We start from the raw sequence: 24398 nt of genomic DNA, 5'->3' as shown, positions 1-24398 counted from the left end.
GCCGCCGCGGACGCGACCGGGCCTGCTACGGGAGAAGTGCGCCGACCTCTTCGGCGAGCGCGGCGATCGCCTCGTCAGTCGTCGCGCGTCCCGCCGCGATCTCGCCGAGCGCGTTGTTGACGGCATCCTGAATCTGCTGCGCATTCGCGCCCAGCTCCGGAGCCACCGCCACCGCTTCGAGCGAGTCGAACACGGCCTGCCGGTTGGCCGGCGGCGTCTTCTCGAGGTAGGGGGCGAGCAGTGCCTCGTCACTGATCGCGGGCAGCTCCCAGCCGGCCTCGAGCCGCACGTCGACCATCTCCTTGGAGCTGCTGAGGTACTCCGCCCACTTCTGCGCGGCCTCCTTGTGCTCGGAATCGCCCGAGACCACGACGGCGTTCGAGAAGGTGGCGCTGGCCTTCTGCGCGTCGCCCGGCTCGACCGCGATGTCCCACTCGAACGGCAGATCACCGACCAGACCGATCATCCAGATGCCGGTGTGCCACATCGCGAGCTTCCCCTCCTTGAACAGGTTGAGGTCGAAGTCGGGTGTTCCGGCACCCTCGGCGGCGGTCGGCATGACCGTGCCCGACTTGCCCGCGAGCCAGTCCGCGGCGGCGATGCCCGCTTCGGAGTCGAAGGCGACGGTGCCGTCCTCGACGAACTGGCCACCGGCCTGTTGCACGCTCTTGTAGTACTCGTGGTACGAGATCGGCTGGTAGTCGCCCCAGACGCCGGCCGCGGCATCGGTCAGCTGCTCGGCGGCAGCCTGCTCGTCGGCCCACGTCCAATCGGCCGTCGGGTACTCGACCCCGGCCGCGTCGAAGAGCTCCTGGTTGTAGAACAGCACGACGTTCGAGAACGACGTCGGCAATCCGTACTGGGCACCGTCGACGTTGTAAGCGTCGAGCACCGACGTGCGGTATGCCGCGGCATCCACGCCTTCCAGCTCGGCGAGGACGCCGCTGGCCTGGATGTTGGCGAAGCTTCCGGCGTCGACGTCGAAGACGTCCGCCGCCGTGCCGGCTGCCAGATCGGTCTGCAGCTTCGTGAAGTAGTCGGCATAGGCCGAGGTGGTCACGTCGACCGTGATGTCGGGGTTCTCCTCCTCGAACGCGTCGACGATCGTCTGCAGGTTCTCTTCATTGCCCCCGTTGGCGATGAAGTTGGAGTAGGTGATCGTGACGCCGTCGCCGTCGCCGTCGCCGGCATCGCCTCCCGACGTCGTGCAGCCGGTGAGGCCGACCACCGCGAGTGTCGCGACGGTCGTCGTCGCGATGAGTGTCTTCTTCATGTGAGTGCAATCTCCTTCGATCGGTGTGGTGCGGGTCGGGTGAGGAATCGGGAACGGATGCCGGCTCTACTTGAGTCCGGTTCCGGCGACGCCCTGCACGATGTACTTCTGCGCGAAGACATAGAGGGCGAACATCGGAATGATGCTGATGACCGAGCCGGCCATGAGCACGTCCCACTCGGTGGAGTACTGGCCCTGCAGACTCGACAGGGCGACAGGCAGGGTCTGCATGAGCGGGTCGCGCAGGATGATGAGCGGCCACAGGAAGCTGTTCCACGTGTTGAGGAAGGCGAACACCGCGAGCGTGGCGAGCGCGGGACGAACCAGCGGCAGCACGATCTGGAAGAACACGCGGAAGTGTCCGGCGCCATCCAGCGTCGCGGCCTGATCCAGGTCGCGCGGCACGGTGTTCATCGCCTGCCTCAGAAGGAAGACACCGAACGCCGAGGCGATGGTGGGGAGGATGGCGCCGAGGTACGTGTTGATGAGGCCGAGCGCCTTCATCTCGGCGAACAGCGGCACGATGAGCACCTGGAACGGGATCATCATGGTCGCCAGGTAGAGGACGAAGATCGCGCCGCGGCCGGGGAACGGCATCCGCGAGAAGACGTACGCCGCCATGGCACTCGTCACCAGCTGCAGCACCGTGCTCACGACCGCGATGAGCACTGAGTTGACGATCACCTGTCCGAACGGCACGCGATCGAACAGCTCGAGGTAGGGCGCCAGCGACGGGTTGTCGGGAATGAGCTTCGGGGTCGTGGTGAGCGTTGCACCAGGCGTGATCGAGGTGACGATCGTCCACACGAACGGAAACACCATGATGAGGGCGCAGACGATGAGCACCGCGTACAGAAGAGTGCGGCGGAGGCTCGGGGCGGCCACACGGGTGCGGGCACGTGTTCGCGCGCGGGTGTCAGTCATAGTTCACCCACCTGCGCTGGCCGTAGAACTGGATGAGCGTGACGACGAGGATCACGAAGAACAGCAGCCACGACAGCGCCGAAGCCATGCCCGCCTGCCCGTAGCGGAAGGTGAGGTCGTACACCTGCTGCACGACGACCTGGGTGGAGTTGTTGGGGCCGCCTCCGGTCATCACGTACACCTGGTCGAAGACCTGGAAGCCGTTGATGAGCGACAGCACGATCACGAAGAACGTGGACGGCGACAGCATCGGGAGCGTGATGCCGAAGAGGCGCCGCCACCACCCCGCACCGTCGATCTCGGCCGCCTCGTACAGGTCCGCGTTGATCGACTGCAGCCCGGCGAGCAGGATCACCATGACGAAGCCGAGGTCCTTCCACGCCGATGCCAGGATGATCGACGGCATCGCCCACGCCGGGTCGGCCCACCAGCCGGGACCCTCGATCCCGAACCACGCGAGCACCGCGTTGACCACGCCCGTGCTCGGGTTGAGCAGCCAGCGCCAGACCAGGGCGACCACGACCCAGCTCGTGATGACGGGGAGGAAATACACGCCGCGCAGGAAGGCACGCCCCCGCAGCCGGGTGTTGAGCGCGAGCGCGAGCGCGAGCCCGCCGACGTAGACCAGTGGCAGGTACCCGACGATGTAGTAAACGGTATGAAGGAACGCCTGGTGGGTTGCCGGGTCGCTCAGCAGGCGGGCGTAGTTGTCGAGCCCCACCCACTGCATCGGACCGATCAGGTTCCACGAGTGCAGGCTGGTCCACGCCGCCGAGATCATGGGGCCGATGACGAACGCGAGCAGCGGGATGAGGCTCGGCAGCAGGAAGACCGCGATGGTGAGCGCGTAGGTGATTCGGCGCCGTCGCGACCGCGGGCGGGGCGCGGCGGCCAGCTCGTCTGTGACGGATTCGGATGCCTCAACCGCGACGGCGATCGTCGTCATGGCTTCGCCTCTATCGAAGCCACGAGCCGTTCCCGCACCAGGCGGCCTTGATCGCCGGCGAGGCCCTGCGCGTCGAACGGCGTCGCGAGCACGAGAGCCGCAGCACCCTGGGCCCAGCGGTCGTCCTGCCAGCGCTCGACCACGACGGGCGTGCCGCGCTTGCCGGGGACGAGGGCGCTGCGCAGAGCACGGTCGAACGATGCCGCCCAGTGGTTCCACGCTTCGACGCCTTCACCGAGCAGCACGACGATCTCTGGATCGAGCAGGTTCACCGCTCCGGCGAGGGCGCGGCCTAGCTGGTGTCCGGCGTGGGCGAAGATCTCGCGCGCGTCGGCGTTGCCTGCATCCGCGAGGGCGCGCAGCTCGTCGATGCCCTCGTCGGCACCCACGAGACGGATCGACCGGGCGTCGTTGACCAGGGCTGCCTGCCCGATGATCGCCTCGAGACATCCGCGATTGCCGCATTGGCACAGTGGGCCGTCCTCGCGCACCGGAACATGGCCGAGATCCCCCGCCCCGCCGGCCCGCCCGCGCACCATCGCGCCGTCCGACACGAGGCCCGCACCCACGCCGTTACCGATCGTGACGACCAGCACATTGCGGAACGAGCGTCCCTGACCGAAGAGCTGCTCAGCCACACTGAGCGCGTTGACGTTGTTCTCGACGACGACGGGAAGGTCGAGCGCGCGACGCAGCAACTCGCCGAGCGGCACCTGGTTCCAGCTCAGCTGGGTCGAGTCCACGATGCCGATGCCGCGTTCGGCGACGGTCCCTGGCAGCCCTACGCCCACGCCCAGGATGCTGCCGGCCCCCTCAGCATGGACGAAGGTGCGCACGAGCTCTACCAGGGCGGAGGTCGCCAGCGGAGACACCGCGTCGAACGGGCTGATCTCGGATCGGCGGACGGCGCCGTCGATGCCGACCTCGACCAGGGCGACGTGATCGGGCGCGACCTTGACGCCGACCGCCGTGAGGTCCTGTGAGACGAGCCCCAGCATGCGGGCGGGTCGCCCCCCGTTGCTGCTGGATTGCTCGAGCTCTTCGAGAAGTCCATCGGCGAGGAGGTCGCGGGTCAGTTGCGTGACGAGTGCCGGCGAGACATCGAGCGCCCGGGCGAGGTCGGCGCGCGAGGCCGATCCGTGGGCGCCGAGATGGGCGAGGATCGCGGTGCGGTGCACGTCGGCCTGCGGTCGCGTCGGCGCCATTACTTCACCCCTTTGTTAAGTCGTGAACAAAGAGTATGAACGTCAGCGCCAGCTGTCAAGCACGGTCACTCGGCGGGGCCAGCGTCAGGGCAACCCGGTCACGGTGACGCCGAGCCATTCCGCGAGGTCCGTGACCTCGGCGCGCACCATCTCGGACTCCTCCTCCTCGAACGGGAGGAACTCGTGGATCGCGTTGATCTGCAGCACGTCGCGCTTGCGGTCGACCCCGGCATCCAGCATCCCCACGAATCGATCCCCCATGAGGATCGGATGCGCGAAGAAGCCGTACTTGCGCTGCGGCTTGGGCTTGAACTGCTCGAGCACGTAGTCGAACTCGAAGACCTCCGACAGGCGCGGTCGATCGAAGAGCAGGCCGTCGTATGGGTTGAGGAGGGCCACACGTCCGCCGTCGTCGTCACCGAGAGCGGCAAGCGCGGCCGGGTCGACACGGAACTTCCACTTGCTGCCCTCGACGATCGCCGGCTCGCCGGCTTCGCCGACCGGCGTCCACGGCGACTTCTGCTTCACCAGGCCGGCCGCCTGAAGCCGTCGCTCAGCGAGCATCCGTGCCGCGTCGTCCTCGTCGTAGTCGGGCAGATCCGTCGGGTAGACGCGCTCTGCGAGATCCCAGATGCGGTTGCGTCCCTCACGGCCGGCGACCGCCACCTCACCCTGCCGCATCAGGAACTCGAGCATGTGCGGCACCTGATTCGTGCCGTACCAGCCGTCCGGCGCGCGGCTCACCTGCGCCGTGTCGGGGATCGCACTGGCCGGCAGCGGGCCGTCGGCGCGCAGGTGCGCCAGAACGTCGGCACGGAATCGCGCGTTGGCCTCGAGCCACTGCTTGCTGCTCTCGCGCTGCGGCCACCGCCGCATACCGGGGAGCATGAGTGGGAGCAGTGTGACCGGCCGGAAGGCGCCTTCGAACTCGAACAGCAGCCGGTCCCGCTCCACGGCCTTGGTGAGCTGCCCCGGTTCGTAGGACCAGCCGATCCGCGACCACAGCACGGTGTGCTCGCACGGCGCGATCGTCGCAGTCGGGTCGATCTTGACGTAGCCCAGCTGCTCAGCCACCTCGACGACGTCGCCCGGCCGATCGGCGTCGAGCAGCTGCGCGCGCACGATGAGCCGGCGCGCGTCGTCGCGGGTGAGCCGGTGCGCAGTCATCCCGACGAGGCTATGCCACGCGACGCACGAAGTCCCGAAGGAGGAGGTTGACCCGCACCGGATCACGCGCCTGCGGAAGATGCCCGCCGCCGTCGATGACGACGTGCTCGCCGCGCGTGATCTGCGCCAGCCGCCTGCCGCGCTCCGGATTCTGGCAGCGGTCGAGCGAACCGGTGATCACGAGCACCGCACATCGCACCGCTTCGGCGATCGCGACCGTCTCCGCCTCGTCGCCCGGATAGGGCGGCGAGTAGCCGGCCAGGATCATGGCCTCCGGGGTCGTCTGCAGCGCCCACCCGACGCAGTCCTCTCGCTGCTTGGTCGAATGCGGCTCCGGGAACATCTCGGTGAAGAAGAACCGCGCGAAGTCCGGCCAGTCCCTACGCCAGTAGTGGCGATTCATCTTCTGCCAGCCCTCGTAACGCTCGCGCGGCGCGTCGAAGTCGAACGCGACCTTGTGGGGCAGCGGCGCTCCGAGCTGCAATCCGGGGTTGATCGCGCAGACGCCGAGCACGCGTTCCGGCCTCTCTGCTGCCATGAGCACCGCGTACCCGGCACCGGTGCAGAGCCCGACCAGCACCGCCTCCGCGGCGCCGACTGCATCCAGCACGGCCCACGCGTCGCCGATCATGAGCCGGTCGTCGAACCCGTCGCGGGTCGAGGGGGTGCCGCTCCCCCCGTTTCCGCGCGGATCGCTAACGACGACGCGGAAGTGACGCGCCAGGAAGGGGATCTGTGCCTTCCAGCCTCGACTCTCCACGATCGTGTCGGGCATGAGCAGGTACACCGTCGGCGAGCCGTCGCCGTAGACCTCGTAGTGGATCGAGACATCGCCCCGGTCGACGTAGCCGGTTTCGCGAGGCTCCAGGGCACGCATCAGATCAACTCCCCGAGCAACTCGGCGGCGTGAGCGGCGCCGTTCGTCTCGACGGGGCGGTAATGCACCTCGCGCGACGCCTCGGCGACGAGCGCTGCGGCCAGCGCATCAGGATCGACCGCCTCGGCGTAGCGCATGCAGGTACCCGCGCCGTACCGCTCCAGGCGGTGGCGCACGTGGAGGTTCTGCTCGAAGTGGTTCTCGAGCGGCACGTACACGAAGGGTCGCCGCGCCGCCGCTAGCTCCATACACGTCGTCAATCCCCCCTGGACGAGAGCGACGTCGCAGGCCGCGAGCGTGCGGTAGAGATCGGGGACGAATCCGCGGACGGATGCGGCCCGCCGGCGCGGCATCGACGCCGGATCGATCCGCGGGCCTGTGACGACCAAGAAGCGCAGTCCCGGCAGCATCCGTCGCGCCACCGGCACGGCATCCATCACACGACGCAGGAGTGCACCGCCGACACCCGATCCGCCGACGGTCACGACGCACAGCAGTTCGCCGGGTCGGATGCCGAGCCCTGCACGGACCGCGGCACGCTCCTCCTCGGACGGCGGTGTGAACCCGGTGACGTAGCCGGCGAAGTCGTAGTTCTCCTCCGTCCACTCGCGGATCCGCGGCAATCCGGGGCCGAACGAGGCTTCGACGATGTCGTCGGGATTGCCGACGAAGACCGACCGATCGCGAAGACGCCGGTAGCGGGCTCGCTGCTCGATCATCTCGGCGTTGTAGTCGGCGGTGAGCTCGGCTTCGGCATCCCCTCCTGCCGGCATCGGCAGCCATCCGACGAAGTCGGTCATCCACGCGAACGCGAACCGCTTCAGCTCCGGGTTCTCGTGCAGGAAGTAGTCGACGTCCCACGCCTCGTCGCCGATCACCAGGTCGTAATACGTCTCGTCGACGACGTCGTTGAAGACCATGAAGTTGTTCACCAGGATCTCGTCCATCCGCCGGATCGCCTGGAACGCATGCAGGTCGTGGTCGGCGGACTCGTCTTCGATGTGCGCCGACTCATTGGCGAGGAAGGCGGATGCCGGATGCACAGGTTCTCCGGCATCCGCCAGCACGCGCGTGACCGGATGCTGCGCCAGCCACTCGATCTGCAGGTCGGGGTGGATTCTGCGCAGCTCGTGGGCGACCGCGACATCGCGCCGCGCGTGACCGAGCCCGATCGGGGACGAGAGGAACAGGGCCTTCTTCGGGCGGCGCTGCGCCCGCACCCAGGTATGGCTCTTCCCCATGGTCGCCATCCCACACTCCTCTGACGGGTCCAGTGTGCCCCTCTCGTCCCCCCGGCGTCAGGGCCTTGCCTCGATGACGCGGTTGAAAGGCGTCTCGGCGACACTGCGGAACCGGGTGAACCCTCCGGCGGCGGTCACATCGCGGATGCGCGCCGGACCGGCTTGCGTGCCGAGCGCGAGTCCGACCTCCTGGGACAGCGACGAGGGCGTGCACAGCAGCGTCGAGAACCCGTAGTAGGCGCGTCCGACCGGGTTGAGGTTGTCTTCGACGTGGTCACCGGCCATCGGCTCGACGATCATCCACGTACCGTTCTGCGCGATGACCTCCCGCACGCGTTGTGCGGCGCCGACGGGGTCACCCATGTCGTGCAGGCAGTCGAACATGGCCACCAGGTCGAACCGCTGTCCTCCCGGTGCGGCTCCGAAGTCCTGCGCGGAGGCGACCTCGAAGCGCACGTTGTCGACACCGGCCTCGGCGGCGCGTGCCCGAGCCGTGCGGATGGACTCGGCGTGGTAGTCCGAGCCGATGAACGTCGAATTGGGGAACGCCTTCGCGAGCAGGATCGTGGACGCCCCGTGCCCGCAGCCGACGTCGGCCACGAGCGCCCCCGCCTCGAGCTTGGGCTGTACCCCCTCGAGCGCCGGGATCCACGAACCGACGAGGTTCGCATGGTAGCTGGGACGGAAGAACCGCTCGCAGCCGACGTGCACGTCGGAGTCGTGCTGGTGCCAGCCGTAGCCGGCACCGCTGCGGGCGGCATCGACGATGTGCTGCGTGTCGTGTACCGTGCCGAGCGCGATCTGGAAGAAGCCGGGCAGGAATGCCGGGCTGTCGGCATCCGTCATCGCAAGCGCGTGCTCGGGCGGCAGCATGTATCGCTTGGTGGATGGGTCGTACGTGACGTAGGCGCCCGCGGCCTGCGCGTTCAGCCACTCGCGGGCGTACGGCTCGGCGGTCTGCGTGCGCTCTGCGAGCTGAGCAGGCGTCGTGGGGCCGTGTGCGGCGAGGTCGCGGTAGTAACCCAGCTTGTCGCCCATGACGACGAGCGCAGCGTTGAGTGTGGCCCCCACCTCATCGACGGCCCTGAAGACGAAGCCCATGAGCTTGTCGGTGTCGATCGCGGGAGCATCCGCCGATGTGCTGGCGGCGGTTTCGGTGGTGGACATCATCGTCTCCTTCGTGGAATGTCCGGATGCCTCGACCGTAGGAATCGCGCGTTGCGCACCGCATCCGGGAGCCCCCCTAGTCGTTTTCGGCCAGGTGCCTAGACTCAGGGCATGCTGGTGGGTCGGCAGGCCGAGCAGCAGGCGATCGATCAGGTCCTGGCGGCCGCGCGCCTGGGTACGAGCGGCGTGCTCGCGATCACCGGTGAGGCGGGTGTCGGCAAGACCGCGCTCCTCGACGCCGCCATGGGCGGCGCGACCGAGATGCGGGTGCTGCGAGCGACTGGCATCGAGTCCGAGCGCGAGATCCCGTTCGCGATGCTGCTGCAGTTGCTGCGCCCCGCACTCGGCGCGCTCGAAGGCATCCCCACCGCCCAGGCCGACGCTCTGGCCACCGCACTCGCGCTTCCGGTGCCCGACGCCGCCGCGATCCCGGGAGGACGTGACCGGTTCACGATCGGAGCGGCGGCGTTGAGCCTGATCTGCCGCTTTGCGGAGGACGGGCCGGTGGCAGTCGTCGTGGACGACCTTCATCTGGCCGACACGCCGTCCGTCGACGCGCTCCTGTTCGCCGCCCGCCGGCTGGCTGCCGACCCGGTCGTCGTGCTCGTCGGCGTCCGCAGCCCCGAGGGCGATGAACTGGTCGCGGGTGTCCAGGTGCTGCGGGTGAGCGGCCTCGACCTCGAGGCCGCCCGGCTGCTCATCGAGCAGGAGACCGGGCGCGCGGAGTCCGACGACCGCGTTCGCCTGCTCCACCGCGCGACCGCGGGCAACCCGCTCGCCCTCCTCGAGCTCGGCAGCGACCGCGATGTCGTCGAGAGCCTCGAGACCGAGCTTCCGCTGCGGGTTCCGCCGGCGCTCGTGGCAGCGTTCGGCCGCCGGCTGGAGCGAGTGGACGCCGAGTGCCGCGCAGCGCTGCTGGTCGCGGCAGTGTGCGGCGGAGGCATCCGGCTGATCACCGACGCGTGCGAGGTCCTCGGGATCGATGTGAGCCGTCTCGGCGAAGCCGAGGACGGTGGACTGGTCGCTCTGACGCAGGGGCGGGTCGAGTTCCGGCATCCGCTCGTGCGGTCCGCCGTCTACTCTGGCGCCTCGGTGCAGGCGCGGCGGGCCGCGCATCGTGCGGCGGCCGATGCGCTGCCGGCGGCGGACGTGGACCGACGCGCGTGGCACCTGTCGGAGGCGGTGTGGTACGCCGACGAACACGTCGCCGCCCTGCTTGCCCAGGCGGGCGATCACGCCGTAGCCCGTGCAGCGTACTCGGTCGCCGCCGGCGCGTTCGAGCGATCGGCAAGCTTGACTCCTGAGGCGCACGAGCGCCGCACCCGGTTGCTGCGCGCCGCGGACGCGGCGTGGACCGCCGGAGACGGGTCGCGTGCACTGACACTGCTGGATCAGCGCAGCGCGGTCGGATCGTCGCCCGTGGAGGACGGTGATGTGCGTGAGATCGAGCTGCGGGCGTCGATCGCCGCGCGCAGCGGCTCGCTGCGCGAGGCGCTCGAGCTGCTCGTCGCCGCCGCGGACCGCGCTCCGTCGGCGGACGCCGAGGCACTCGCGCTGGCCGACGCGGTGCACGCGACGTACTACCTCGGCGACGCACGCACCGCGGCCGCCCTCGCGGACCGGATCGACGCGCTCCAGCCGCGGATCGCCGGCACCCGCCCTCGGGCACTCGGGCTGATGGCGATCGGCATGGCCCGCACGCTGGCTGGTTCAGGCGGCGCGGCGGAGATCCGCGCCGCTGTTCCGCTGCTCGAAGCCGACCCCGAACTGCGACACGACCCGCGTCGCCTGTCGTGGCTGCTTCTTGCACCCCTGTTCCTGCGCGATGCGACCGGAGGTGGGCACCTGCGTGGACTCGTCGAAGAGGTGCGCGGCGCGGCCGGGGTCGGGGCGCTGCCGGCCGTGCTCTTCCATGTTGCCCGTGATCAGTCGACCACGGGCGCATCGTGGGCGCGGGCCGAGGCGAACTACGCAGAGGCGATCCGGCTGGCGACCGAGACCGGTCAGGAGACCGAGCTCGCGATGTCGCTCGCCGGGGCTGCCTGGCTCGACTCGCGCGCGGGACGCCCCGCTGCCTGCCGCGCGCACGCAGCCGAGGCTCGCGCACTCTGCGCGGCGCGGGACATCTACGTCGGGGAGGCCTGGGTCTCTCACGCCGTTGGTGACCTCGAGCTGTCGCTCGGACGCACCAAGGCAGCCGTCGACCACTTGTCGGAGCTCGTCGCGCTCCTCGCGCGACTGAGCCTCGACGACGTCGACCTCTCGCCGGCACCCGAACTGGTCGACGGCCTGCTTCGCGTGAACCGAAGATCGGATGCCGCGGCTGCCGCGTCGGACTATCACGAGCGCGCCGCGCGCAAGGGGCAGCCCTGGGCGCTCGCCCGTGCCGACCGCGCGCGCGGGCTGGTTGCAGAGGTCGACTTCGATTCGCTCTTCCACTCGGCGCTGGCGTCGCACGAGGCGACGCTGGACAGATTCGAGACCGCGCGCACGCGCCTCGCTTTCGGCTCTCGGCTGCGACGTGCCGGGCGGCGCGTCGACGCGCGGACACAGCTGCGCGAGGCGCTCGACACCTTCGATGAACTCGGGGCTGCGCTATGGCGCGACCACGCGGCCACCGAGCTCAGGGCGACCGGCGAGCACGTCCGCGCGGCGGGCGCGAGCGTGTTCGAAGCCCTGACGCCGCAGGAACTGCAGGTGGGCCTGCAGCTCGCCGAAGGCAGGACGACGCGCGAGGCCGCCGCAGCACTGTTCCTGAGCCCGAAGACGATCGAGTATCACCTGCGCAAGGTGTACACGAAACTCGGGATCGGCTCGCGGTCCGAGCTTGCCGATCTGCTGGCGCCCACTGATCGCACCAGCGCAAAGACCCCCGCGCACCGTGACGCCGGTCAGTGACCGGGAAGCCGCCCCGACCGCGCCGGCGTGCGCGGGATCCTCACGATCCCTCTCCGTCCTCGTGGCGGGCATGCCGCAAAGGGGATGCCGCAGCCACCGCGGCCGCGGCGACGAAGACGACCACGACGCCGACGAGCGCCGGCGCGATCCCGGCGACGCCGACAGCCAGGCCGGCCGCCAGGGCGCCGAGAGCCGCCATGCTGCGGTTGGCCGACCTGATGGTCGCACTGGTGCGACCCAGCAGCGCGTCGGGCGTCACCGCCTGGCGGTACGCCATCTCGTTCGGGTTCTCGAGTCCCGCGACGAAGCCCTGCAACGCCATCGCGACGAAGAGCGCGACGAGTGCGCCAGAGCCTCCGGCATCCGTGATCGCCGCAAGCGCGATCACAAGCCACGCCACGGGATAGACCGCGCGGGTGATCACGATCGAGCGCCCCGCGCCGATGACCCGACCGGCCCACGGCGCGACGGCGGCCCCGACGAGCGTCGTGATGCCGGCGACGGCGAAGAGCAGGCCGAACGTCGCCGGCGACAGGTCGAGGTCGCGGAGCACGAAGAGGGCCAGCACCGTGAGGGCCCCCGCGTTCGCGAAGAACCACACGTGCGTCGAGATCGCGAGCGGCGCGAGCGAGACATGCCGGTAGGTCCACCTGAGCCCCTCGGCGACCTCGCGGCGCACGCTCCGCCGCTGCGGCGACGGTTCCCCGGTTCCGGCGGTGCGCAGGGGCTTCGTCAGTCGCAGACGCGCGACGAGAACTGCCTCGACGAGGTAGCTCACCGCGTCGATCGCGATCGTGAGGGGAGCGCCGAGCAGCCCGACCAGACCGCCGCCCAGGGCGGGACCGGCGGTCTGGGCCGCGGCATCCGACTGGTCCAACCGCGAGTTGGCTCCCAGCAAGCGCGATCGCGGCACGACCTGCGGGAGGAGGGACTGGGATGCCGCGAAGCCGAACACCGCGAACGACCCGAAGAGCAGCAGCAGCAGCACGAGTGACCAGATCTCAAGCACCCCGGCGAACCACAGCACCGGAATGAGCCCGAGCGCGAGGCCCCGCCCGACGCTTGACCACACCAGCACGCGCACGCGACGCCAGCGGTCGACGTAGACACCGGCCAGCAGCCCGAGCACCGCGTACGGCACGAATTGTGCGGCGTTCGCGATCCCGACTTCGATGGGCGACGCGCCGAGAACCTGCACCACGAGCACCGGCATCGCGACGGCCGTGATGGCGGTGCCGAAGGAGCTGATCGTGGCTGCGACCCAGTAACGGGTGAAGGATGCTCCGCCCCTGGGCTCTGCCGCTGGCATCGAGTCGTGCTCCTTCCGCGCGCTCCGCTCCCAGCCTAGGCAGGGCCCGCCTGCCGGAAAGCCGCGCGCAGCACGCGCTCCCAATCCGCGTGGAACGCGCGCGTGACGCCGGCATTGCGGAAGACCGCATCGAACCCGTGGAACGCTCCGGGCACCACATTCAACTCGCACAGCACACCGGCCTCCTCCAGCCGCCGCGCATACGCGACGTCCTCGTCGTGGAAGAGATCGAGCGTGCCCACGCCGATCCATGCCGGCGGCAGACCGCTCAGGTCTTCCCGGCGCGCGGGAACGAAGGAAGAGGGGATGCCGGGGGCTCCGGCATCCGTGCCGAGATACGCCGACCAGGCATACCGGTTGCTCTCGGCAGACCACATGCGCAGATGACGCTGATCGATGTCGTCGCGGAGGACGGTGCGGTCGTCGAGCATCGGGTAGACCAGCAGCTGGAAGACCGGCTGGGTGCCGCCTTCGTCGCGCAGGCGCTGGGCGAGACCGGCGGCCAACCCCCCTCCCGCGCTCGCGCCGCCGATTGCGATCCGTGTCGGGTCGATGCCGAGCTCGTCGGCACGGGCGACCAGTTGACGGAATCCGGCGGCAAGATCGTCGAGGGCGGCGGGTGCGGGATGATCGGGCGCGAGCCGGTACGCCGCCGAGAGGACCGTGATGCCGAGGTTGCGCGCGAGGGCGAGGTTCGAGGCGTCGTCCTGCTCGGGCGTGCCGAGGATGAGCCCGCCACCGTGGATCCACAGCAGGGCGGGCGTCGGCCGCGTCGACTCGACCGGGCGGAACACGCGATAGAGCATGTCGCCCGCCGGTCCGGCGAAGGGCACGGTGTCGACGCTCATGTCGGCGACGGGACGGATGCCGGGCGGCGACAGCCGGAACATCCACAGGGTACGCGGCCCGGCGCTGACGAGCGGCAGCCAGCGCGCGAGGCGCAGGTCGGGGTGGAACGGCTCGGGTTTCGTTCCTGTCGGCACCGGACGATGCTATCCGGCCCGCGCGCCGTGTGCGGGTAGGCGTATCGAACTACGCTCTCACCATGACCGCGCACGCCGACCCCGGCTGGTACGACGACGGCACCGGCAAGCAGCGCTGGTGGGACGGGACGCGCTGGACCGAGGAGTACATCGACCTTCGCGAGCCCGACGTCGAACTGCACCGCGATGCGGCGCCGACCGCCGGCGCGGCCGCAGCCGGCTGGTACGACGATCAGCGCGGCCGCCTGCGCTGGTGGGACGGCCGCCAGTGGACGACGGCAGTGCGCTACAGCGGCGAGGAACAGGAGTTGGCGGGTGTCGTGATCGACGGTCGCTGGGTGCATTTCGGCGAGTCGAGCCAGCCGGTGGCCGGGGCGGAGGCATCCGTCGAAACCGGCGATGCGCTGCTGCGGCGGCCCACATTCACGCGGAGTGCCGTCGAGCGTCGCTTAATCGGCCCGCTCGGGCCGATCACGCCGCGCGCGCTGAACCGCCTCATCCAGCGGCCGCTCGTGTACCTCGTCGTCGCGGGCACCCAACAGGTCTGGGTGACCGCCGTTCCGCAGGGACAGGATGCCGCGGCGCGGCGCTTCGCCGGCTGGGTGAACACGAGCGCGGAGCACTACCGCTACCGCTGAAACGGGTGCACATCCGGCGCAGACGGAGCCTCGATCGACGCCCTCGTGGAGGCGGCGCAGCACGCGACGTCCAGGAAACACACCGGAACCGTCCAGAAAACCCGGGCAGACTCGCAGACTTGTGCGCCGCCGGAGCGGTGCACGGCGCCGTACCCGACGGCGTGGATCTATACGGAACTCAGGTTTTCATGCGCTCGATCACGTCCTCCGCCCCCATCCGCCGCGTACGCCGAGAGGCTGCCCGCCGCTCCCGCCGCCGCCCCGCGATCGTCGCGACCGGAGTCGCCTTCGCCGTCCTCGTGACCGCGGGAGTGACCGCGACCGCGCCGACATCGCAGGCTGAGGCGTCCGGGTCGCTCGCGAACTTCGCGCTCGCGTCATACACGACCCCGATCCTGTCAGACGCGCCGGCCGGGGCCATCGGCGCCGACGAGATCTCCACCGCGGCTCGCGAGGCGCTGGCCGCTGCCGACACCTCCATCGCCGCCGCCACCACCGTCACCGCCGACATCGCGGCGTCGGGCCTGGACGTCGGACGAGCCGACACCGCCGTCGACACCGCGGCGCTGCAGGCTGCCGCCGAGCGCCTCGAAGCGGGCGATCTGCTGCCCGCGCCGCTCGTGCCCGCCCTGACCGACGACGTGACGGCGCTCATCGCCTCGGTCGACGAGCATGTCGCGGGACTTCGCGGCAGCCTCGACGCCGCCGTCGCGCTGAAGGCCGAGCAGGAGGCTGCCGAGAAGGCGCGCCTGGAGGCCGAGGCGGCAGCCGCAGCTGAGGCCGCCGCGGCGAAGCAGTCCCCCTCGTCGGGATCCTCGGGATCGTCGGGTTCGTCCGCACCCTCGCCGGTCTACGCGGCGGCTGGAACGAGCGCCGCCGAGGCGCAGGCCATCGCCCGCAACATGATCGCCGGCTACGGCTGGGGGGACGACCAGTTCGCGTGCCTGGTGTCGCTGTGGCAGAAGGAGTCGGACTGGAACACGCTCGCACACAACCGCTCGAGCGGTGCCTACGGCATCCCGCAGGCTCTGCCGGGAAGCAAGATGGCCACGGCCGGTGCCGACTGGCAGACCAACGCCGCCACGCAGATCTCATGGGGCCTCGGCTACATCTCGGGTCGCTACGGCACCCCGTGCGGCGCGTGGTCGCACTCGCAGTCCGTCGGCTGGTACTGACGTCGAAGGCGAGTAAAAGGGCGGATGCCGCGAGTGCGGCATCCGCCCTTTCGCTATCGGGCAGCTACTGCGTGGTCGCCCGTTCGATCGACATCACCAGGATCACGCGGTCGGCCTTGTCGCGCGGTGGCGTGGTGCTCGGATTCCCGTAGAGGTTCTGCAGCCGCACGTAGAACGCGCCCTCGGGATCGGGGATCACGTCGACGAGCTTTCCGGCGACCTCGAGGTAGCGGAACGGGTTATCGGGGTCGAGGATCGACAGCGACATCGACGGATTGTGCTGCAGGTTGCGGTACTTCTGCCGGTAGTTCGTGTGAGTGAAGCGGATGTGCTCACCGTCGAACTCGAACCACATCGGGTTGACCTGCACGGTGTCGTTCGGGCGGATCGTGCCGAGGTGCCCGTAAACGGGAAGGTCGAGCAGATGACGGCGGTTGGTGGGGACGATCTCGTCAACGGAAGGCATGAACCCATCCTGCGGCGGCTCGGGATCAGTCAGGCAGCGCGAGGGGCAGCTCGCGGGAGTCGTCCCAGGGCTCGGTCCATCCGAGGCGGTCGAAGAGTCCGTCGAGCACCATCCCGGTGAATCCCCATACAAGGTGCTCGCCCATCCGATTGCTCTGCGCATCGAAGCGCGGCACGAGGAAGCCCGGACCACGCCATTCCTGTCCGTCTCGCCTGATCACGGTGACACCGCGGTTCGCGGGGTCCAGCAGGTCCGCGACGGGCGCCCGGAACACGTCAGCGGACTCGGCCTCGTCGACGACGCGGACCGGTGACGGATGCCGCCACCACGCCAGCACCGGTGTGACCAGATGCAGCGAGTACTCGAGGGGGATGTTCTCCAGCGTCCCGAGCACCTCGACGCCGGCGGGATCGAGCCCGGTCTCTTCCCACGCTTCCCGCAGCGCTGCCTGCACCGGCCCGTCGTCGCCGGGATCGAGGCGTCCGCCGGGGAAGGCGACCTGACCGGCATGGGACCGGAGCGTCGTCGCGCGAGCGAGGAGCAGCACGTCGAGGTCGCGCGAGACGGCACGAGCGTCAGCGTCGTGGTCGCTCGGCAGCGAGTCGAGCACACCGAAGAGGATCAAGACGGCGGCGGCACGGGAATCCGCCGGCGTGGGCAGGTCGGCGAAGGCCCCGAACCCCCGCGAACCGTCGCCCGCCGCCGCTTCGGCCACCGCCGCCAGCTGGGCTCGGGCGCTCTGTTGATCCCGGACGCTCTGAGGACGCGGATCGGCAGACACCCGTTCAGGCTAGTCCCGCCCGCCGACACCGCGGGCGGTGACAGACGCCGGGGGCCGGCATCCGTCATCTCAGGAAGTCGGCGGGGTCGAACTCGTCGATCGGGATGACGCGCACGCGCGGCAGGGGAGCGTCGAATGCTTCGGCGTCGTACTCGATGTCGAAGAACTCGACCCCGGGCAGCCCTGCGAACTCGCTGCTGCGGAACTCGTGGAAGGCGACCAGTCCGACGCGCCGCTCGCCATCGGCGAGGCGCGCCACGTCGTCGACGAAGTCGCGGTCGTGACTGACGAGCACGACGTCGCCCTCACGCGCGGCGAGCTCGCGAAGCGTGCGCTGGATGGCGATGTCGACGATCTTCTCGTCGGCGGGCCCCGACAGCGGCACTGGCTGGTAGCCGAGCGCGAGCAGTGCCTGCACGAACGGCATCGGCAGGTGCGAGCTCGCGTTGAGGAAGAACAGGCCGCGCGCCGGCTGGTTCCACCGGTCGGTGACGAAGCTGAGCAGCCGGTCCCAGCGCGGTCGTTCCTCGGGCTGCGGCCGCCGGCCGAGGATCTGTCCGCCGAGCGTCGCGTCGATGTTCTCGCCGTCGACGAGTACCCAGCTGATCCGCTCCGCCATGTTCCGCCCCCGCTCCGCGCCGACTCGCTCGCCGGCGCGTTCCCGACGGTATCAGGACGGGTTCAGGCGGCGCGCAGCACCTTCTCCATCGCCTTGCCCTCGGCGACTCGTCGACCGATTTGTCGATCCGCCACTCGATCACCTGCCTCTCCTCGCTCCCGAACCTCGTCCGACCGTTGCCCACAGTGCCGCCCACTGCTCGGGTCGCAACTCACGCGGCAGCGCGTCGTCGGGCACACCGATGCCGTGCAAGGCTGCCCGCGCACGTGCCCGGCTGATGCCGTTGCGATGCTGCACGATCGACGCCAGCCCACTCCCCCGGCCCGTGAACACCTCATGCACGAAGCGGTCGTATGCGCCGCGTTGGCGGGGATCGATCAGCGGCGTGCCTCGGCGCGTGATGCTCAGGATGCCGCCGTCCACGCTGGGCATCGGGGTGAAGTGCCGCGCGGGCACCCGTCCATGGAGGACGAACTCGAACCACGGAGCGGCTTGCGCCGTCATCATCGTGCCGCCGCCGACACCGGCCCGCTTTCGCGCCACTTCCCACTGCGTCAGCAGTATGGCGTGGCGCCACCCGCCTTGTGACAGCAGACGCCGCATGATCGGCGTGGTCAGGTGATACGGCACGTTGCCGACGACGACGGGTCGGTCGAGCGGATGCCCCAGCGCGTCGCCGTGCTCCACGCGAGCCTGCGGGAGCCGTTGCCGAAGCCGCTGCACGCGGCGTTCGTCGATGTCGATCGCCTCGATCTCGCGCCCGAGGCGGGCAAGCGGAATCGTCAGCGCGCCATCACCAGCGCCGATCTCGAGGATCGGCCCGCGGGTCGCGGCGACGAGCTCGACGATGCGGTGGATCGTCGGGCGGTGGTTGAGGAAGTTCTGGCCGAGTTCGTGTCGGCCGCCGTGAAGGGAACGGTGACGCATGAGGGCGCTCCAGGGAAGAAGGATGGAGCACCCCGACGCACGCTGCATGCGGCTGTGTTTCGAGAAGGACGGTCGTCGGAAGGACCGTGGATCCCGATCATGTCGGAGGGGCGCGCGACCGGGGTGCGAGGACTCCCGGATGACGGCGCGCTACGCGAAGAACCGCGAAGACGCCGTCAGGCGCGGCGGTCGCGGATGTACCAGGCGCACGCCATCATCGGCGCGCTGCACAGAGTTCCCATGCCGAAGATCCTAGCCGACGGGTCTGGCGGGCGTCCGGCGCCCGGAGTAGAACCGAGGAATGACGAAGGCAAGCGAATGGCTGGACGGTTACATCACCGCGTGGACCTCGAAGGATGAGACCGATGTCCGCGCGGTCTTCACCGAAGATGCCGAGTACTGGTTCCGGCCGGACGACGATTCACCGGTGATCGGAATCGACGCGATCGTCCAGATGTGGCGCGACCCGGAGCCGACCGAACCCGTTCACGATCTCGACGTGCTCATCGAGGACGACGAGCTCGCCATCATCAAGGGCACGGTCGACTACCCCGGGCACGAACGCTATTCGAACATGTGGGAGGTGTGGTTCGCCCCGGATGGGCGCGCGAAGAAGTTCGTGGAGTGGTTCATGACTCCGCGCAAGGCCGAGTGAGAGCGGGCGTCGCTGGTCATTCCGCCTCGGGCACGGGAGTCTGCTGGTAGAGCGCGAGGCGCCACTGGTCGCCCTGGCGCACGTACGCGCTGGTCATCGCGCCGACGAATGCGGGACCGCCGGCCGCACGAAACGCGCGGCCCGTGTACACGAGGGCTGCGGCATCCGGCCCGATCTCGACCAGGCGTTCGTCCGAGATCTCGAAACTGTTCCACGTGGGCGCGTCTCGCAGCGATTCCACGACGCCCTCACGGTCGCGGATGGAGCCGTCCGCGAGAACCATGACGCCGTCTTCGGTCATGATCCTGCCGTAGAAGGCGTCGCCGGTGCCATCGCACAATGACGTCCAGCCGGCGTGCTCGAGGCGCAGCAGTTCGGTGATGTCAATAGCCATACTTCAGGGTCGGCCAGGGGATCGCCGGGCCGCAAGGGGTTGACGAAGGCCCCGAGTGAGTCGATATGGTCTGCTCCGATCGAGTGGATGGTCCCGGCGGGAAGCCCGCCCACCGGGACCATCGCGCGGTGACGGGAGTCTGCCGACGACCCGAACGTCGATGCTCGACCGTTCCGCGTGTGTTGCTCTGCAAGCGTACGGACCGGCGACAAGAACCTTCCGACCATTGACTCCCACCCACGCGGGCTGCTAAGGCGCAGTCGGCGGCGGGCTCAGCGCCCGCCAGCGGCGAACTGCTGCATGCCGAGCACACTGAGCAGCCGGATCTTCTCCTCGCCCTCGCTGCGGGGCTCGGGCGTGAGCACGAGAAGCGCCTGCGCACGGTCCTCGGTGAAGAGCACCTGGCAGTCGACCTCCACCGCGCCCACCTCGGGGTGGATCAACACCTTGTGATCCGCGAAGCGCTGCGCCACCTCCTGCCGATCCCACAGCTGGCGGAACTCGTGGCTACGCTGCAGCAGCTCGGCGACGAGCTCACCAGCGCGGGATCGCGGGCCCATCGAACCGAGCGCCGCCCGCAGGCCGGCGACCTGCGCGCGGCTGTGACGCGGGCGATCCTGCTCGGGGTAGCGCTGCCGCTCGGTCTCGGCGAATACGAACCAGCGGAACGGCTCATATCGCTCCCATCCCGTCGCGCCCGCGTTGTCACCCAGCAGAGCAGCGGCGAGCGCGTTCTGCACGAGGGTCTCACCGAGGTTCGAGATCACGAGCGCCGGTGTGTCGGAGAGCCGATCGAACACGCGTCGCAACGCCGGCGCCACATGGTCGGTCGTGCTGAGCCGGTCGGGCACGGCGTGGCCGGCCATGCGATAGAGGTAGTCACGCTCATCGGCGGTGAGCCGCAATGCGCGAGCGAGCGATGCGACATCTGCGTGCTGGGCTGAGGACCGCGCTGCTGCTCGAGCCGCGTGTAGTAGTCGGTCGACATCAGCGCCAGCTGCGCCACCTCCTCGCGGCGCAGGCCCGGCGCGCGCCGTCGCGGTCCGGCGGCGAGCCCGACGTCTGCGGGCTGCAGCTGTTCGCGGCGCGTGCGCAGGAACTCGGCGAGGGCTTCGCGATCCATGGGTCCATCATGCGCGCGCACGAGCGCGGCATCCAGGGACTCCCGCTCCCCCGATAAACGCTCTCTGCCACGCGGCGCGCCGGCCTCGAACACTCGAAGCATGCGAATCAACGGAAACACCATCTTCATCCCGGGAGCCACGAGCGGCATCGGCCTTGCTCTGGCGGAGCGCCTGCACGAGGCCGGCAACACCGTCATCGTCGGCGGGCGTCGCCGTGAGCTCCTCGGCGAGATCGCGCAGCGGAAACCCGGCATCGACACGATCCAGATCGACACGACGGATGCCGCGTCCATCGCCGCGGCGGCTGCCGAAGCGATCGCGCGCCACCCCGAGCTCAACGTGCTCGTGACAATGGCAGGCATCATGCGTCTCGAGGACTGGACCACTCCCGCCGGCTTCGTCGAGACCGCCGAAGCGACCGTGACGACCAACCTGCTCGGCCCGATCCGGCTGATCGGCGCCTTCATCGAGCACCTGCGCGCTCAGCCGGATGCCACGATCATGACCGTTTCGTCGGGGCTCGCCTTCGCACCGCTGCGCGTCACGCCGACCTACAACGCCACGAAGGCCGCCATCCATATGCTCAGCGAGTCGGTGCGACTGCAGCTGGCGGGAACGTCGGTGCGCGTCGTCGAGCTCGAGCCGCCGTCGGTGGCCACTGATCTGATGGCAGGGCAGCGCGAGAGTGCCTTCGCCATGCCACTCGACGAGTTCGCCGACGAGGTCATGCAGATCCTGCGCGACGAGCCCGACGCGACCGAGGTGCAGGTGGAGCGCGTGAAGTTCCTGCGCTACGGCGAAGCCCGCGGCGACTACGCGGACGTGGTCGCAACGCTCAACGCCCACGACCCGCACGCCGCGGCGTGAGAGCACAATGAGACACAGACGAGAGGACCGATCATGACGACACCCGATCTTCCGGGCGCGGTCCAGCAGTTCGTGGACGCGATCAACTCCGCCGACACCGACGCCTTCGTCGCGGCGTTCACCGAGGACGGCTTCGTCGACGACTGGGGTCGCGTGCTGCGTGGCCACGACGGCGTGCGCAGCTGGGCGGGTTCGGATGCGATCGGCGCAGGCGCGCGCATGACCGTGCTCTCGGCATCCGTCGACGGCAGCACCGTGCGCATCCACTTCGACTGGCGCAGCGACGTCTTCAACGGCGAGTCGGACGGGATCTTCGAACTCGACGGCGACCGCATCGCCGGATTCACGATCCCACCCGTGCACTGAAGTGTGATGCGAGGGGGTGCCGCGACCGGGGCCGCCCGGTACCGTCGGGGCATGCGCTGCGTCGCGTTCCTGCGAAACGTCAACCAGGGTCAACGGGGTCACCCGTCGACCGCCGACATCCTGGCGGGGTTCGCCGATGCCGGATGCCCCGAAGCGGTGCCGTTCCAGAGCAACGGCACCGTCGTGTTCGAGGCCGACGACCCCGACGAGGTGATCGAGACCGTGGTGGCAGCGACCGCCGCCCGGGCGGGGCTGGATCGTGACGGGTTCTGGCTGCCGCTCGAGGAACTCAACCGCGTCGTCGACGCTCACGGGGCGGCCGGCGACCCGCGCCGGTTCGAGTTCACGGTCCACGGCGGCGGCATCATCGACATCGGCGATCCGGGAGTCGTCGAGGCCGCCGCATACCGGCGCTGCGAGATCGTCGACTCGGGCCCCGGCTGGACCCTCACACGCAACCAGCGCGAGGGGGAGGCCAATGCCACCCCGGTGATCGAGCAGCTGACCGGTGGCCGGGCGTCATCCCGCGGCCTTCCGACGCTCGTGCGTCTCGTGGACCGCTTCGCACCGGAATCGTGAGATCGGCGGAAGATTCTCGACGCCATGTCGATTTCGTTCTCACCCGTTCGACGCGATAGTGAGAAGGAGCGAACGGTTCCTTCCGAGAGAACCGAACAAGGAGCGAGCAATGAAGCACATGCTGATCATGCGGGCGACGCAGCAGGCCGTTGAAGACTACGAGAACATGGATTTCGAGGCCATTATCAACGCGATGGGAGCCTACAACGAGTCGATGATCAAGGCCGGCGTCCTCGTCGCGGGCGAGGGTCTGGCCCAGGAGGCCGGCTACGTCGTCGACTTCGCCGGCGAGACGCCGATCGTGAGCGACGGCCCCTACGGCGAGGTTCACGAATTGTTCAACGGCTTCTGGATCGTCCAGACCGCGACGGCCGAAGAGGCGCTCGAATGGGCCAAGCGGGCGCCCCTCACCGCGGGCAACAAGCTCGAGGTGCGCCGCGTGACCGACGAGACCGACTTCGCGGGCTTCGAGGGCAACGAGTTCCTCGAGAAGGAGAAGGGCTGGCGAGCAGAACTCGGCACCGAGTGAGCTTCGACCGGGACGCGTAGGAATCATGAACGACACCCGGCGCACGGTCGAGGCCGTCTGGCGAATCGAAGGGCTTCGGATCGTGGCATCCGTCGCCAAGATGACCGGCGACCTCGGCCTCGCCGAGGATGTCGCCCAGGAGGCGTTGGTCGAAGCCCTCGGCTCGTGGCCGAGGGACGGCATCCCGTCGAACCCCGGCGCGTGGCTGACCGCCGTCGCAAAGCGCCGTGTGATCGATGCGTGGCGGCGGCGCGAGAAGCTCGACGAGCGCTACGCGGCGATCGCGCACACGCTCGACGAGGCCACCGACGACGAGTGGCAGCCGATCGATGACGACGTGATGCGCCTGATCTTCACCGCGTGCCACCCCGCGCTGTCGCGCGAATCGCAGGTCGCGCTGACGCTGCGCGTCGTCGCGGGCCTCTCGACGGAAGAGATCGCACGGATGCTGCTGACCACGGTCCCGACCGTGCAGGCACGGATCACCCGCGCCAAGAAGTCGCTGGCGGCCGCGCGAGTGCCGTTCGAGACACCCGACCCTGCAGAGTGGAAGGCGCGGCTGTCGGCCGTACTCGGCGTGGTGTACCTCGTATTCACCGAAGGCTATGCGGCCACCGGCGGCGACCGGTGGGTTCGCCCCGACCTCGCCGACGAGGCCCTGCGCCTCGGCCGCATCGTCGCGGGGCTCCTGCCGCGCGAGCCCGAGCCGCTCGCGCTGGTCGCGCTCATGGAGTTCCAGCGCTCCCGCTTCGCCGCGCGCGAGACCCGGACCGGCGAGCCGGTGCTGCTCGCCGACCAGGACCGTTCGCGGTGGGACCGTGGCCAGATCCTGCGGGGTGTGGAAGTGCTCAAGAAGGCGGATGCCGCAGCCGCGGCACGCGGCATCGGGCGCGGTTCGTACGCGCTGCAGGCCGCGATCGCGCAATGCCATGCGGTGGCGCCGAGCGTCGAAGAGACCGACTGGCAGCGCATCGTGCTGCACTACGAGGTGCTCGGCCGTCTCGCTCCCAGCCCAATCGTCGAGCTGAACCGCGCGGTCGCGGTGTCGATGGCGTACGGCGCGGCCGACGCCCTGCCGATGGTCGATGCACTCGAGGCATCCGGCGAACTACGGGGTTCGCACCTCGTGCCGAGCGTGCGCGGCGAACTGCTCGCGCAGCTGGGCAGGGTGGATGAGGCTCGTTCCGAACTGCTGACGGCGGCCGGTCTGACGGCCAACGCCGCGCAGCGGAGGGTGCTGGAAGCGAAGGCCGACGCGTTGCGCTGAGCGCGGACGCCCTCCGCTAGG

The 24398-nt window shown here is 69.5% G+C and carries 24 protein-coding genes and 1 pseudogene; 9 read left to right on the top strand and 16 right to left on the bottom strand.

The features are described 5' to 3' along the window. Window positions 1-25: 25 nt before the first annotated feature. From K0817_RS07935 to K0817_RS07900, 8 genes are all read right to left on the bottom strand, one after another. On the bottom strand, window positions 26-1273 hold the full coding sequence (locus tag K0817_RS07935) for a sugar ABC transporter substrate-binding protein (protein ID WP_219980818.1): 1248 nt from the start codon (window positions 1271-1273) through the stop codon (window positions 26-28). A 66-nt stretch (window positions 1274-1339) separates the two neighbouring features. Further along, window positions 1340-2197 (bottom strand): carbohydrate ABC transporter permease, encoded by an 858-nt coding sequence (locus tag K0817_RS07930; RefSeq protein WP_219980817.1) that lies wholly within the window; start codon window positions 2195-2197, stop codon window positions 1340-1342. Further along, window positions 2190-3143 carry a carbohydrate ABC transporter permease gene (locus tag K0817_RS07925; protein ID WP_219980816.1) on the bottom strand — a complete coding sequence of 318 codons (954 nt, stop codon included), beginning with the start codon at window positions 3141-3143 and terminating at the stop codon, window positions 2190-2192. Before K0817_RS07925 ends, K0817_RS07930 begins: the two co-directional genes overlap by 8 nt. Then, window positions 3140-4348, bottom strand: coding sequence for an ROK family transcriptional regulator (locus tag K0817_RS07920; RefSeq protein WP_219980815.1), 1209 nt, complete (start codon window positions 4346-4348; stop codon window positions 3140-3142). The genes K0817_RS07925 and K0817_RS07920 overlap by 4 nt, the downstream gene beginning before the upstream one ends. Before the next feature lie 84 nt (window positions 4349-4432). Beyond that, on the bottom strand, window positions 4433-5515 hold the full coding sequence (locus tag K0817_RS07915) for a DNA glycosylase AlkZ-like family protein (RefSeq protein WP_219980814.1): 1083 nt from the start codon (window positions 5513-5515) through the stop codon (window positions 4433-4435). Window positions 5516-5525: 10 nt separating this feature from the next. Beyond that, on the bottom strand, window positions 5526-6392 hold the full coding sequence (locus tag K0817_RS07910; protein ID WP_219980813.1) for an alpha/beta fold hydrolase: 867 nt from the start codon (window positions 6390-6392) through the stop codon (window positions 5526-5528). After that, on the bottom strand, window positions 6392-7642 hold the full coding sequence (locus tag K0817_RS07905) for a glycosyltransferase (protein WP_219980812.1): 1251 nt from the start codon (window positions 7640-7642) through the stop codon (window positions 6392-6394). The genes K0817_RS07910 and K0817_RS07905 overlap by 1 nt, the downstream gene beginning before the upstream one ends. Before the next feature lie 48 nt (window positions 7643-7690). Continuing rightward, a complete protein-coding gene (locus K0817_RS07900) occupies window positions 7691-8800 on the bottom strand; it encodes a class I SAM-dependent methyltransferase (RefSeq protein WP_219980811.1) in 1110 nt (369 codons plus the stop codon). Between the two features lie 111 nt (window positions 8801-8911). On the opposite strand from K0817_RS07900, the gene K0817_RS07895 reads away from it, so the two are divergent. Then, window positions 8912-11698: an AAA family ATPase gene (locus tag K0817_RS07895; RefSeq protein ID WP_219980810.1), complete on the top strand. Its 2787-nt coding sequence runs from the start codon at window positions 8912-8914 to the stop codon at window positions 11696-11698. A gap of 40 nt (window positions 11699-11738) precedes the next feature. Here K0817_RS07895 and K0817_RS07890 read toward each other — a convergent pair whose 3' ends face one another. Both K0817_RS07890 and K0817_RS07885 read right to left on the bottom strand, forming a co-directional pair. After that, window positions 11739-13007: an MFS transporter gene (locus tag K0817_RS07890; RefSeq protein ID WP_219980809.1), complete on the bottom strand. Its 1269-nt coding sequence runs from the start codon at window positions 13005-13007 to the stop codon at window positions 11739-11741. 35 nt (window positions 13008-13042) lie between these two features. Continuing rightward, the gene (locus K0817_RS07885; protein WP_219980808.1) at window positions 13043-13990 is read right to left on the bottom strand and encodes an alpha/beta hydrolase fold domain-containing protein; all 948 of its coding nucleotides are present in this window, start codon (window positions 13988-13990) and stop codon (window positions 13043-13045) included. A gap of 62 nt (window positions 13991-14052) precedes the next feature. On the opposite strand from K0817_RS07885, the gene K0817_RS07880 reads away from it, so the two are divergent. After that, on the top strand, window positions 14053-14628 hold the full coding sequence (locus tag K0817_RS07880; RefSeq protein WP_219980807.1) for a DUF2510 domain-containing protein: 576 nt from the start codon (window positions 14053-14055) through the stop codon (window positions 14626-14628). Window positions 14629-14816: 188 nt separating this feature from the next. Further along, complete coding sequence (locus K0817_RS07875; RefSeq protein WP_219980806.1) at window positions 14817-15803, top strand: lytic transglycosylase domain-containing protein; 987 nt, start codon at window positions 14817-14819, stop codon at window positions 15801-15803. A gap of 64 nt (window positions 15804-15867) precedes the next feature. On the opposite strand, the gene K0817_RS07870 is transcribed toward K0817_RS07875, so the two are convergent. The 4 genes from K0817_RS07870 to erm all read right to left on the bottom strand — a co-directional run bounded on the left by K0817_RS07870 (window position 15868) and on the right by erm (window position 18596). Further along, window positions 15868-16269, bottom strand: coding sequence for a PPOX class F420-dependent oxidoreductase (locus K0817_RS07870; protein WP_219980805.1), 402 nt, complete (start codon window positions 16267-16269; stop codon window positions 15868-15870). A gap of 25 nt (window positions 16270-16294) precedes the next feature. Beyond that, window positions 16295-17050, bottom strand: coding sequence for a CoA pyrophosphatase (locus tag K0817_RS07865; RefSeq protein ID WP_374209534.1), 756 nt, complete (start codon window positions 17048-17050; stop codon window positions 16295-16297). A gap of 64 nt (window positions 17051-17114) precedes the next feature. Next, window positions 17115-17669 (bottom strand): NYN domain-containing protein, encoded by a 555-nt coding sequence (locus K0817_RS07860; protein ID WP_219980804.1) that lies wholly within the window; start codon window positions 17667-17669, stop codon window positions 17115-17117. A 138-nt stretch (window positions 17670-17807) separates the two neighbouring features. Then, complete coding sequence (gene erm, locus K0817_RS07855; protein WP_219980803.1) at window positions 17808-18596, bottom strand: 23S ribosomal RNA methyltransferase Erm; 789 nt, start codon at window positions 18594-18596, stop codon at window positions 17808-17810. A 301-nt stretch (window positions 18597-18897) separates the two neighbouring features. On the opposite strand from erm, the gene K0817_RS07850 reads away from it, so the two are divergent. After that, window positions 18898-19251, top strand: a complete 354-nt coding sequence (locus K0817_RS07850) for a nuclear transport factor 2 family protein (protein ID WP_219980802.1) — start codon at window positions 18898-18900, stop codon at window positions 19249-19251. A gap of 16 nt (window positions 19252-19267) precedes the next feature. On the opposite strand, the gene K0817_RS07845 is transcribed toward K0817_RS07850, so the two are convergent. Together K0817_RS07845 and K0817_RS07840 are read right to left on the bottom strand one after the other, a co-directional pair. Further along, window positions 19268-19645, bottom strand: a complete 378-nt coding sequence (locus tag K0817_RS07845) for a nuclear transport factor 2 family protein (RefSeq protein ID WP_219980801.1) — start codon at window positions 19643-19645, stop codon at window positions 19268-19270. A gap of 272 nt (window positions 19646-19917) precedes the next feature. Next, window positions 19918-20768, bottom strand: a pseudogene (locus tag K0817_RS07840) (helix-turn-helix transcriptional regulator). 100 nt (window positions 20769-20868) lie between these two features. On the opposite strand from K0817_RS07840, the gene K0817_RS07835 reads away from it, so the two are divergent. The 5 genes from K0817_RS07835 to K0817_RS07815 all read left to right on the top strand — a co-directional run bounded on the left by K0817_RS07835 (window position 20869) and on the right by K0817_RS07815 (window position 24377). After that, window positions 20869-21636, top strand: coding sequence for an SDR family oxidoreductase (locus K0817_RS07835; RefSeq protein ID WP_219980800.1), 768 nt, complete (start codon window positions 20869-20871; stop codon window positions 21634-21636). A 33-nt stretch (window positions 21637-21669) separates the two neighbouring features. Continuing rightward, entirely contained in the window at window positions 21670-22002 is a 333-nt protein-coding gene (locus tag K0817_RS07830) for a nuclear transport factor 2 family protein (protein ID WP_219980799.1), read from the top strand. A 51-nt stretch (window positions 22003-22053) separates the two neighbouring features. Beyond that, entirely contained in the window at window positions 22054-22581 is a 528-nt protein-coding gene (locus K0817_RS07825; protein ID WP_219980798.1) for a DUF1697 domain-containing protein, read from the top strand. A 109-nt stretch (window positions 22582-22690) separates the two neighbouring features. Further along, on the top strand, window positions 22691-23110 hold the full coding sequence (locus K0817_RS07820; protein ID WP_219980797.1) for a YciI family protein: 420 nt from the start codon (window positions 22691-22693) through the stop codon (window positions 23108-23110). 25 nt (window positions 23111-23135) lie between these two features. Further along, window positions 23136-24377 carry an RNA polymerase sigma factor gene (locus K0817_RS07815; RefSeq protein ID WP_219980796.1) on the top strand — a complete coding sequence of 414 codons (1242 nt, stop codon included), beginning with the start codon at window positions 23136-23138 and terminating at the stop codon, window positions 24375-24377. Window positions 24378-24398: the final 21 nt, after the last annotated feature.

It is taken from the genome of Microbacterium sp. HD4P20 (assembly GCF_019449275.2).
In the GTDB taxonomy this organism is placed as follows: Bacteria; Actinomycetota; Actinomycetes; order Actinomycetales; family Microbacteriaceae; genus Microbacterium.
This window is presented reverse-complemented; position numbering and strand designations above follow the sequence as displayed.

Coding starts and splice junctions, on each gene's coding strand:
- K0817_RS07870 (WP_219980805.1), bottom strand. CDS start 16,269: ATGCCTTCCGTTGACGAGATCGTCCCCACCAACCGCCGTCATCTGCTC.
- K0817_RS07900 (WP_219980811.1), bottom strand. CDS start 8,800: ATGTCCACCACCGAAACCGCCGCCAGCACATCGGCGGATGCTCCCGCG.
- K0817_RS07935 (WP_219980818.1), bottom strand. CDS start 1,273: ATGAAGAAGACACTCATCGCGACGACGACCGTCGCGACACTCGCGGTG.
- K0817_RS07815 (WP_219980796.1), top strand. CDS start 23,136: ATGAACGACACCCGGCGCACGGTCGAGGCCGTCTGGCGAATCGAAGGG.
- K0817_RS07905 (WP_219980812.1), bottom strand. CDS start 7,642: ATGGCGACCATGGGGAAGAGCCATACCTGGGTGCGGGCGCAGCGCCGC.
- K0817_RS07875 (WP_219980806.1), top strand. CDS start 14,817: ATGCGCTCGATCACGTCCTCCGCCCCCATCCGCCGCGTACGCCGAGAG.
- erm (WP_219980803.1), bottom strand. CDS start 18,596: ATGCGTCACCGTTCCCTTCACGGCGGCCGACACGAACTCGGCCAGAAC.
- K0817_RS07860 (WP_219980804.1), bottom strand. CDS start 17,669: ATGGCGGAGCGGATCAGCTGGGTACTCGTCGACGGCGAGAACATCGAC.
- K0817_RS07895 (WP_219980810.1), top strand. CDS start 8,912: ATGCTGGTGGGTCGGCAGGCCGAGCAGCAGGCGATCGATCAGGTCCTG.
- K0817_RS07830 (WP_219980799.1), top strand. CDS start 21,670: ATGACGACACCCGATCTTCCGGGCGCGGTCCAGCAGTTCGTGGACGCG.
- K0817_RS07825 (WP_219980798.1), top strand. CDS start 22,054: ATGCGCTGCGTCGCGTTCCTGCGAAACGTCAACCAGGGTCAACGGGGT.
- K0817_RS07910 (WP_219980813.1), bottom strand. CDS start 6,392: ATGCGTGCCCTGGAGCCTCGCGAAACCGGCTACGTCGACCGGGGCGAT.
- K0817_RS07925 (WP_219980816.1), bottom strand. CDS start 3,143: ATGACGACGATCGCCGTCGCGGTTGAGGCATCCGAATCCGTCACAGAC.
- K0817_RS07920 (WP_219980815.1), bottom strand. CDS start 4,348: ATGGCGCCGACGCGACCGCAGGCCGACGTGCACCGCACCGCGATCCTC.
- K0817_RS07915 (WP_219980814.1), bottom strand. CDS start 5,515: ATGACTGCGCACCGGCTCACCCGCGACGACGCGCGCCGGCTCATCGTG.
- K0817_RS07930 (WP_219980817.1), bottom strand. CDS start 2,197: ATGACTGACACCCGCGCGCGAACACGTGCCCGCACCCGTGTGGCCGCC.
- K0817_RS07850 (WP_219980802.1), top strand. CDS start 18,898: ATGACGAAGGCAAGCGAATGGCTGGACGGTTACATCACCGCGTGGACC.
- K0817_RS07890 (WP_219980809.1), bottom strand. CDS start 13,007: ATGCCAGCGGCAGAGCCCAGGGGCGGAGCATCCTTCACCCGTTACTGG.
- K0817_RS07845 (WP_219980801.1), bottom strand. CDS start 19,645: ATGGCTATTGACATCACCGAACTGCTGCGCCTCGAGCACGCCGGCTGG.
- K0817_RS07880 (WP_219980807.1), top strand. CDS start 14,053: ATGACCGCGCACGCCGACCCCGGCTGGTACGACGACGGCACCGGCAAG.
- K0817_RS07820 (WP_219980797.1), top strand. CDS start 22,691: ATGAAGCACATGCTGATCATGCGGGCGACGCAGCAGGCCGTTGAAGAC.
- K0817_RS07835 (WP_219980800.1), top strand. CDS start 20,869: ATGCGAATCAACGGAAACACCATCTTCATCCCGGGAGCCACGAGCGGC.